The organism is Chelativorans sp. Marseille-P2723 (assembly GCF_902809845.1).
GTDB lineage: Bacteria > Pseudomonadota > Alphaproteobacteria > Rhizobiales > Rhizobiaceae > Chelativorans.
This window is the reverse complement of sequence record NZ_CADDWI010000001.1, coordinates 1-1133: the sequence shown is the minus strand read 5'-3', so window position 1 is coordinate 1133 and position 1133 is coordinate 1. Positions and strand designations below refer to the sequence as shown.

Sequence of the window (1133 nt, the reverse complement as noted above, 5' to 3'; positions counted from 1 at the left end):
GCCGACGCGCGCGCCCTGGCCGGCCTCATGCGCAAGCTCGACGGGTCATCGAAAACCACCATCGCCGCCGTCCAGGGCGCGGCCTTTGGCGGCGGGGTAGGACTGGTGGCCTGCTGCGACATCGCCATCGGCGCACTAGGGGCGAAATTCGCCCTCTCCGAAGTCCGGCTCGGCCTCATCCCCGCTGCGATCAGCCCTTTCGTGATCGCCGCCATCGGGGCGCGGGTGGCGCGCCGCTATTTCCAGACCGCCGAGATCTTCGGCGCCGAGGAGGCTCGCCGCATCGGCCTGTTGCATGAGGTGGTGCCCGACGACCAGCTGCAATCGCGCGTCGAGGCGCTGCTCGCCGCCCTCGACAAGACAGCGCCGGGCGCGCGCATGGCCGCCAAGCAATTGGTGTGCGACGTCGCCCTGCGCCCCATCACCGACGAACTCACCGATTTCACCGCTGGCCGCATCGCCAACATCCGCGCCGGGGAGGAGGCCGCCGAAGGGCTTGCCGCCTTCTTTGCCCGGCGCCCGCCCAACTGGACCGCGCGGGGAGATGCGCAATGACCCAGGCACCCAATGCCGCCCCGTGCCGCTTTTCCAGCCTGCTCATCGCCAATCGCGGCGAGATCGCCTGTCGCATCATCGCGACCGCCCGCCGCATGGGGCTGCGCACCATCGCCGTCTATTCCGAAGCCGACCGCGATTCCCTCCATGTTTCCATGGCCGATGAGGCGGTGCTGATCGGCCCTCCGGCCGCCCGCGACAGCTATCTGCGCATCGACCGCGTCATCGGGGCGGCGCTGGCCAGCGGGGCGGAGGCCATCCACCCCGGCTATGGCTTCCTGTCCGAGAACGTCGATTTCGCCAAAGCCTGCGCCGAGGCGGGCCTGATCTTCATCGGCCCGCCGGTCGCGGCCATCGAGGCCATGGGGTCCAAATCCGCCGCCAAGGCGCTCATGGCTTCTTCCGGCGTGCCCCTCGTTCCCGGCTATCACGGCAGCGAGCAGGATATCGCGACCCTGGCCCGTGCCGCCGATTCCTGCGGCTATCCAGTGCTGGTCAAGGCGTCGGCGGGCGGCGGCGGCAAGGGCATGCGCATCGCCGACAGCGCCGCCCAATTGCCCGAGGCGGTGGCCGCTGCC

2 protein-coding genes are annotated in these 1133 nt (G+C 70.3%); both read left to right on the top strand.

Going from position 1 to position 1133, the window contains the following annotated elements; all coding sequences use genetic code 11:
- Nucleotides 1-555 (top strand): enoyl-CoA hydratase-related protein (locus HUS57_RS00010; protein ID WP_173930894.1); only part of this gene is annotated, 555 nt, incomplete at its 5' end.
- The coding region (locus HUS57_RS00005) for a biotin carboxylase N-terminal domain-containing protein (RefSeq protein ID WP_281409274.1) at nt 552-1133 on the top strand (582 nt) is incomplete at its 3' end. The genes HUS57_RS00010 and HUS57_RS00005, both read left to right, overlap by 4 nt.